The organism is Phaeodactylibacter sp. (assembly GCF_040219495.1).
In the GTDB taxonomy this organism is placed as follows: domain Bacteria; phylum Bacteroidota; class Bacteroidia; order Chitinophagales; family Saprospiraceae; genus Phaeodactylibacter.
The window spans coordinates 1-7,269 of sequence record NZ_JAVJSK010000007.1; the positions used below are offsets into that span (position 1 = coordinate 1).

Below are 7,269 nucleotides of genomic sequence, written 5' to 3' on the forward strand. Positions count from 1 at the left end.
CGAGAGTTGATAATCAAAGAGTTGTGGTTATGACTAAATGAAAAAATGCGCGTTTGGCGGGTCAAATAAGTATTTTTTCATGACGTCACTGTTCACAAGGCTTTGGTTATCAGCCGAAGTGCACCTCCAAACATACACTAAGATTGTGGTCCGCCAAATACGGACTACTCCTCTATAATTTAACCCCCAAAGTAAATTGCAACCATTGGTTTTTATACCTCGGTGTCAAAGAAGTACCATCTCCATTATTGGTCTGGAAGTCCCATCCTGCTCTGCCTGATAAAACCACATGCCCGTAAATAAAGTCTGCGCCGGCTACAAATCCCAGAATGTTTTCCCGGACGTTGTCGTTCGTGAATTCCTGTTCTTGTTCCGTGCTGTTACCCCCAAAGCTGTAACTGTCCTTTTGTTTTAAGAGGTACGAAAATTGAGGGCCTGCTAAAATGGTTATAAAGGGTACAGGTTTCAATTGAACTTGCAACGGAATATCCAAATAGGTGGTTGTTCTCTTCGTTGAATAAGGAGAGCCAAGCAGGGTTCCGGAACCCTTAAATCCTTTTTGTGAAATTAAGACTTCTGGCTGCACTCCCAGGTACTTGCCAATAGGGATCCCGAAAAAAACACCTCCGGCAAATCCTGCTTTCGGGTCCGCTGTAAAGGCTTCACCTTTTGAATCCCAAACATTTGAGACATTCAAACCCGCTTTTATGCCTAATTCGAAGGATTCACGTCTGTCAATACTTTGCGCACTTAAAGTGCCCATAAATAAAAAACAGACTATGCCTAATAATATTAATTTCTGTGTCATGATTACTCTGTTTAAGTAATGGTGAGAATCAATCCCAACAAGCTCTAAAACCGAAAATCTCTTTCGAGCGCTAATCTGACCTACCCGTTATTGTTTAAAGTAGGACAATGATGACTCTAATCACTTCAACACCTACCAAGATCAGACTTATTTTGATCTAAAGCCTTACACAATTAACCAGGATTGTTACATAATTATATAGGAGCTTGCTGGGAGCGTGTTCAAGAGCATGTTTAGAGCTCGTTCCTATGCAAATCAACGCTTTATGAACCCCGCAGGAATGCGGGGCAAGCTCTGACTTCCTCACTAAGCCTTCATTTAGCCGCATGAAAAACGCTAAGGGCGTGTTGGGATTTTGGTCTTCTAGTCGAAAACTAGCATTTTTTTGGTTATACGAGACCCGAAAACCGGAGTTTAGCCAAAGCTAAATAGCCTGTCCCGCAGTTTGCGGGAAGGATTTTCGGGGCGAAGTATAAGCGAAAAAGTGCAGTTTACAGACCGATTACTAAAGTCCCAACACGCTCTAAAGCAAAAGAAGAATTCGGGCACTCCCCTCCTCCCTGGGTAGCCAGCCTTACCGGACTTTGCACAGCACGCTGCGGACTTTACATGAACCCCCAAAAAAGTACACGCCCTCTTTTGGGGAAGCAAATCAGGTGAAGCCCCTCAACGGCATGAAAGGGAAGCAGCAGACCGTCTGACAAACCTCACTCCCGCTCCTGACAAACCTCATCGCAGTCCGCTGCAAGCTTCCGCATCTTGCCAGTACACAACTAACCGACAGCATCATGATCAAATCTATCCCCATACCTGTGAGCGAATTAATGAGCCGGGACCTCGTGGTGCTCCAACCAGAAGACTCCCTGCAGGAAGTAGAGCAATGCTTCCGCGCGTACAACATCCATCACATTCCGGTGATCGGTGAATCCGGGCAGCTCAGAGGGCTTGTCACCCGCTCAGATTTTTCAAGAGCCAGCCACCTGCTGGTCCATTTCCGGCAAGATTTCAAGGAAGTCCTGGTCCGCGATATCATGACTCAGCAGCTGGCCACCACCACACCTGATACTCAGGTGCACCACGTGGCAGAGGTATTCCTGTCCAATATCATGCACGCCATGCCGGTGGTCGATGGCGACACCCTCGTCGGTATCATCACCACGCAGGACCTCCTCCGGTACCTGCTGGAAGAACGCAAGCAATTAACTGAATAAAAATATACTGCCATGGTGACTACAACAAGTTCAATTGAGAAACTCCACTTCGACCACCGCCTGTGGATGAACGAGCTGAGCTTCTTCAGCGATGAGCTCAGAATCTATGAGCGCCGCCTGGAGGACCTCGTCAACAAAAATAACGAAACGAAGGTCCTGAGCCTGCTGGAACAGTTTCAGAATCAGTTCATCCGCCAGCGTGAAGTACTGGAAGAGCTCCACCATAATATAAAGGTACACGAGCAAAAGATCGGTGAAGCGCTGCGCCGGGGCGAAGAAGCCCCCCTAGATCCGAACTTCCATGATTATATGAAAGGGGAGATGGAGTCCTACCGCAATATCTACCGCGACCTGAAGCGTAAGTTTTACAGCTTCTTAGCCAGGTATTTATAGCCCCCCACTCAGCCAAAACCAAAACCAACCAAAGCCCGCCACAGCCCTTTTTGTGGTGGGTTTTTCTGTGCCCCGCCAATTTGTGACGCCCGTCACTGATCGCTCGCTAATCCTCCCTTACCTTTGTGGTGTTATTTAATTAAACCGAACACTAAATTCTTCGATACTTATGAAAGTCGAACAGATTTATACCGGCTGTCTTGCCGAAGCCGCTTACTACATCGAGAGCAACGGAGAAGCAGCCATTATAGACCCTTTGCGTGAAACACAGCCTTACCTGGACAAACTGAAGGAGGAAGGTGCTAAGCTGAAGTACATCTTTGAAACGCACTTCCACGCCGACTTCGTCTCTGGCCACATCGACCTAGCCAAAAAAACCGGTGCAACCATCATCTACGGCCCGAAAGCCGAGACTACCTTCGAAAAGCACATGGCTACCGATGGCGAAGAGATCAAACTGGGCAAGCTGACCATCAAAGTGCTGCACACACCGGGCCACACGCCGGAAAGCACCACCTTCCTGCTGATCGATGAGAAAGGTAAGGAGCACAGTATCTTTACCGGAGACACCCTCTTCATTGGTGATGTGGGCCGCCCCGACCTGGCGCAGAAAACCGGCGAGGTAACTACAGAAGACCTGGCAGGCTGGCTGTACGACAGCTTGCGCGAAAAAATCATGACCCTGCCGGACGAGGTCATCGTCTACCCTGGCCATGGTGCCGGCTCTGCCTGTGGCAAAAACATGAGCGACGAAACCTGGGACACCCTGGGCAACCAGAAAAAGACCAACTACGCCCTGCGGGCTGACATGACCAAGGGTGAGTTCATCAAGGAACTTACCACAGGCCTTATGCCGCCACCGCAGTACTTCGCTGCTAACGCGAAGATGAACAAAGGCGGCTACGGCAGCTTCGATCAGGTCCTGAAAGCCGGAGCAGTAGCGCTTGATGCCGCTGCGTTCGAGGAAGTTGTCGAACAGCATGAAGCTTTGGTGCTCGATACCCGCAGCGAAGCCGCATTCCGCGACAGCCACATTCCGAATTCTGTCTTCATCGGGATCGACGGCAACTTTGCCCCCTGGGTAGGTGCGCTGATCGGCGACCTGAAACAGCCCATTGTGTTCCTCGCAGAACAAGGCCGGGAAGAGGAAGTCGTGACCCGCCTTGCCCGCGTCGGTTATGACAATACCCTGGGCTACCTCAAAGGTGGCATCGAAACCTGGAAAACAGCCGGTAAAGAAACCGATAGCGTAGAGGCCATCACCGCTGAAGTATACGCCAGGCGGCTGGCAGAAGGCAAGGTGCAAACCACCCTCGATGTGCGCAAGCCGACCGAGTTCCTTTCGCAGCACGTAACAACTGCACGCAACTTCCCGCTGGACTACATCAACAAAAACATGAACCGGCTGGAACGCAGCGAAACATACCACCTGCACTGCCTCGGTGGCTACCGTTCCCTCATCACTATTTCTATCCTCAAAGCCCGTGGTTTCCACAACCTGGTGGATATCATCGGCGGATGGCGCGCAATTGAAGTTAGCGAAGCTCCTCTAACGGAGTACGCCTGCCCAAGTACGCTGACACAGGATACCATCGATGAGGCGATCAACGCCGTTGCCTAAAGAAGAGTAATCTTGTACAAGCCCGGTGACTTCGGTCGCCGGGCTATTTCTGTTTTCACAACACCAATCAATCCTATTGCCATGAAATCTTTACTGACTATTCTGGTCGTTGCTCTTGGTCTCTTTGCCATAAGCACCGCTTGTTCACCGTCCAACGATTCCGAAAAAGCGGCGACGGACGAAGCCTCAACCACCTCTACCCTGGACACCGCACAGTACAAAAAACAGGGTATGGAAATCGCCCTGGGTACTTTCAAAGTCCTCAGCGGGCAACTCAAAGCCGCAATGCAGGAAGGTGGTGTAAAGAATGCCGCCCAATATTGCAACACCGTTGCCTACCCACTCGTTGACAGCCTCTCCGGACAGTACAACGCCCAAATCCGCCGGGCAAGCAACAAAGTCCGCAACCCCAAGGACGCGCCTACCCCACGGGAACAGGAAATCCTCGATGCCTACCATGCACAGGCAGAGGCTGGTGAGCAACCCAAACCCCAAATCCGCCAACTGGCTTCCGGTGAAATTGCTTTTTACGCCCCCATCATGATGCAGGAACTCTGCCTGAAGTGCCACGGCAAGCTCGGCGAAACCCTGGAAGCCGAAGACTATGCAGTCATTAAAGAACTTTATCCGGAAGATAATGCCATCGGGTATGCAGCTGGTGACCTGCGTGGTATCTGGAGCATCACTTTTCCTTCACCGAATTAGCACACGCGTAGCCTGAACGAATTCTACGAGGCTCTTAGTCTCTACTTCCGGCAGCACCCCCATTAGCCAGTGCTGTACCCAATGCTGGAGTCAGCGTACCCTGGCACAAACATAGTGGGAAGAAATAAGCCTATTCTCCCGAGCCTTGGGTACAGCACCGGCATTTGCTACCATTTGATGCCCGGGGAAAGCCTGGAGGATACTGACGTCGCGATATTCATGAATCGGCAGTACTGAGTTTACTACTTTCTGATGAGCACCGATACGCCACCGAGGCTTATCCACTGGTCGTCTGCCGTGGTGAAAAAGAGCAAAACCCAATCTACATTTGCCGGAACTATCAGTGCCAGAGACCTGTTTACAAGGTGAAAGATATTGATCTGGTGGTCAAACACTGATCTTCACCCGATAAACACACTCGCCATAACACCATCCAAACACACCTTACCGCAGATTGCTGAGCAATTACTGTTAGCACTAAGGGACCGTAAGCCAAGCCGTACACTTGAGGCAACACTCATGTCTATGACTATTCCGGAGCTTCAGCAGGCGCTTAATACCGAGGATGCCCGTAAAGCTTTTTGGATCAACATTTACAATGCTTACTTTTTGCTTTTGCGGCAACAGGGATGGGAACGGCCCGATATTTTCCGGGAGCCTCTTGTACCTATTGCTGGTAAGCGCTTCAGCCTTGATGATATTGAACACGGGATTCTAAGGCGGTGCCGCGCCAAATGGGCTTTGGGCTATCTCCCCAGCCCCTTATTCCGGCTGAGTGTCTATAAATTGATGCTCAAACGTCCGGATTACCGTATTCACTTTGCGCTCAACTGTGGGGCACGCGGATGCCCGCCCATTGGTTTTTACCGGGAAAATATGATCAGTCAGCAATTAGATGTTGCCACGCACGGTTTTCTGGAGCAGGAAACCGTTGTTGACGAAACACAGAGCGTTTTGCATACCACCCCGCTCATGCGCTGGTACCTTGGCGATTTTGGAGGATTTCATGGTATCAGAAAATTGTTAGTCCGCACCCTGGGCCTGAAGCAGCACAACTGGCGAATCCGTTTTCAGCCCTATGATTGGCAGGAGGCCCTTTATCGGTTCAGCTCTTAAAACGTCCTTAAGTCAACCTTCGCCGATACTTATATCTCCCTAACTTTTTGGACTGCCTTTCCTTGTAAAGCATTACTAAATCTAGAAGCTATACGTATTATGCTCTTAACCGGAAAGGGAGGGTTCGAAAGACCACACTGTCTGCGGCAACAGCTCTGCAGGCCGCTCAGTCCGGTACCAAGACACTCATCCTTTCCACTGACTCTGCCCATTTTCAAACTCGCCCATCAGGGGCGGGAGGTGTTTGGGCAGGAACTGCTACAGGAAATCGGGCAGTCGCTCTACGGCGACCGGAAAGACTTTATGGAAGTGCTGTACCAGGGCAAGCCCTTCGAACTGAGGGAGATTACCGGAGGCTACACCGCCCGCCTGAAACTCCCTTTTGTACAGGACAAAGATTTCACCGTCAATAAATACGGGGACGAGCTCGTCGTATCCATTGGTAACCAAAAGGGTAATAATCAGTAGCGGCCATAAATACGGGGTCGAAGTACGCTGCTTCATCATCGGCATCCGTATCTTTGTAGTACTTGCGGTCATTGAGCACGGCCATGACGCTGCCCACCCGCCTTCGCAAAGGCTATGGCGAGCGGAGAGTGGTTGGATATCTCGTACCGTTTCCAGCCTATACAGCGCTTTTTCTTGCGCGGTGCTAAAGCACGGCAGGCTTATGTTTATGCCGACCGGTAGCGTCGGTACCTCCTGACGTGAAAAAGCCCCGCCAACCGGCAAGGCTCTTTCTTCTTTGCTGCAAAGGATAACTGCGCGTGGTCTCAGACCACTTGCAGCGTTGCTCTTTTTGTGCAGGTGCGTTGGCTTATTCTTGCATACTTCGCGCAGCGGGGTTAAGCATGTCAAACAGTTCTGCATCTATAATCGCCATATTTGAAACAGTAGGGACTGTTTTTCTTGAAACAAGCACTTTTCCAGTCTCTGTTACATAGTATTTCTTGTTAAGTCTGTTCAGGATAATCTTCAGACTATCTACCTCCTCAGCAGTCAATGGTTGAGATTTATCTAGCCTGTAAATTAAGTGTTCATTATACCTGTCAACTTTTTCAACAACGTGGTAAAACTCCCAAAAACACTCTTGCCTACAATCGCAAAGTTCATCTGAGCCAGAACACCCTAAGAGCGCAAGCTGGCATATTAATAAAGTATTCAGGTGCTTCATTTTTATTAGTTTTTATCAGGGTTCTTTTCTCCGCGAAAGTCATTACGCAGCTCTGTATTATCAGGCATTCCATAATATCGGTAGTCACCAGTATTTGGGTCTAAGGAACGTCAAATAAATAAGTGTCCGATTTGTTATCTTTCGGAAACTTAAACTAATACCATGCCCAAGCTAGTCCAACCCTATGATAAAGATACGGAAGAATATATGATTCTATTCAGTGAAAATCTTTCGGAAAAGG

8 protein-coding genes are annotated in these 7,269 nt (G+C 49.5%); 6 read left to right on the top strand and 2 right to left on the bottom strand.

The genetic code is table 11. The annotated features are described in order from the left end of the window. Positions 1 to 172: 172 nt before the first annotated feature. Positions 173 to 808, bottom strand: coding sequence for a porin family protein (locus RIC19_RS01015; RefSeq protein ID WP_350175917.1), 636 nt, complete (start codon positions 806 to 808; stop codon positions 173 to 175). 788 nt (positions 809 to 1,596) lie between these two features. Here RIC19_RS01015 and RIC19_RS01020 point away from each other — a divergent pair. The 6 genes from RIC19_RS01020 (at position 1,597) to RIC19_RS01050 (ending at position 6,322) form a co-directional block, all read left to right on the top strand. Next, positions 1,597 to 2,019 (top strand): CBS domain-containing protein, encoded by a 423-nt coding sequence (locus RIC19_RS01020; protein ID WP_350175919.1) that lies wholly within the window; start codon positions 1,597 to 1,599, stop codon positions 2,017 to 2,019. A 12-nt stretch (positions 2,020 to 2,031) separates the two neighbouring features. Further along, positions 2,032 to 2,412: a hypothetical protein gene (locus tag RIC19_RS01025; RefSeq protein WP_350175921.1), complete on the top strand. Its 381-nt coding sequence runs from the start codon at positions 2,032 to 2,034 to the stop codon at positions 2,410 to 2,412. Between the two features lie 169 nt (positions 2,413 to 2,581). Next, complete coding sequence (locus tag RIC19_RS01030; RefSeq protein WP_350175923.1) at positions 2,582 to 4,033, top strand: MBL fold metallo-hydrolase; 1,452 nt, start codon at positions 2,582 to 2,584, stop codon at positions 4,031 to 4,033. An 81-nt stretch (positions 4,034 to 4,114) separates the two neighbouring features. Next, complete coding sequence (locus tag RIC19_RS01035; RefSeq protein ID WP_350175925.1) at positions 4,115 to 4,738, top strand: Tll0287-like domain-containing protein; 624 nt, start codon at positions 4,115 to 4,117, stop codon at positions 4,736 to 4,738. A gap of 525 nt (positions 4,739 to 5,263) precedes the next feature. After that, on the top strand, positions 5,264 to 5,854 hold the full coding sequence (locus tag RIC19_RS01040; protein WP_350175927.1) for a DUF547 domain-containing protein: 591 nt from the start codon (positions 5,264 to 5,266) through the stop codon (positions 5,852 to 5,854). Positions 5,855 to 6,157: 303 nt separating this feature from the next. After that, positions 6,158 to 6,322 (top strand): hypothetical protein, encoded by a 165-nt coding sequence (locus tag RIC19_RS01050; protein ID WP_350175931.1) that lies wholly within the window; start codon positions 6,158 to 6,160, stop codon positions 6,320 to 6,322. Between the two features lie 349 nt (positions 6,323 to 6,671). Here RIC19_RS01050 and RIC19_RS01055 read toward each other — a convergent pair whose 3' ends face one another. Further along, entirely contained in the window at positions 6,672 to 7,028 is a 357-nt protein-coding gene (locus RIC19_RS01055; RefSeq protein ID WP_350175929.1) for a hypothetical protein, read from the bottom strand. Positions 7,029 to 7,269 lie beyond the last annotated feature (241 nt).

Excerpts from the sequence above, each read along its gene's own strand:
- RIC19_RS01015 (WP_350175917.1), bottom strand. The coding sequence starts at position 808 with ATGACACAGAAATTAATATTATTAGGCATAGTCTGTTTTTTATTTATG.
- RIC19_RS01020 (WP_350175919.1), top strand. The coding sequence starts at position 1,597 with ATGATCAAATCTATCCCCATACCTGTGAGCGAATTAATGAGCCGGGAC.
- RIC19_RS01025 (WP_350175921.1), top strand. The coding sequence starts at position 2,032 with ATGGTGACTACAACAAGTTCAATTGAGAAACTCCACTTCGACCACCGC.
- RIC19_RS01030 (WP_350175923.1), top strand. The coding sequence starts at position 2,582 with ATGAAAGTCGAACAGATTTATACCGGCTGTCTTGCCGAAGCCGCTTAC.
- RIC19_RS01035 (WP_350175925.1), top strand. The coding sequence starts at position 4,115 with ATGAAATCTTTACTGACTATTCTGGTCGTTGCTCTTGGTCTCTTTGCC.
- RIC19_RS01040 (WP_350175927.1), top strand. The coding sequence starts at position 5,264 with ATGACTATTCCGGAGCTTCAGCAGGCGCTTAATACCGAGGATGCCCGT.
- RIC19_RS01050 (WP_350175931.1), top strand. The coding sequence starts at position 6,158 with ATGGAAGTGCTGTACCAGGGCAAGCCCTTCGAACTGAGGGAGATTACC.
- RIC19_RS01055 (WP_350175929.1), bottom strand. The coding sequence starts at position 7,028 with ATGAAGCACCTGAATACTTTATTAATATGCCAGCTTGCGCTCTTAGGG.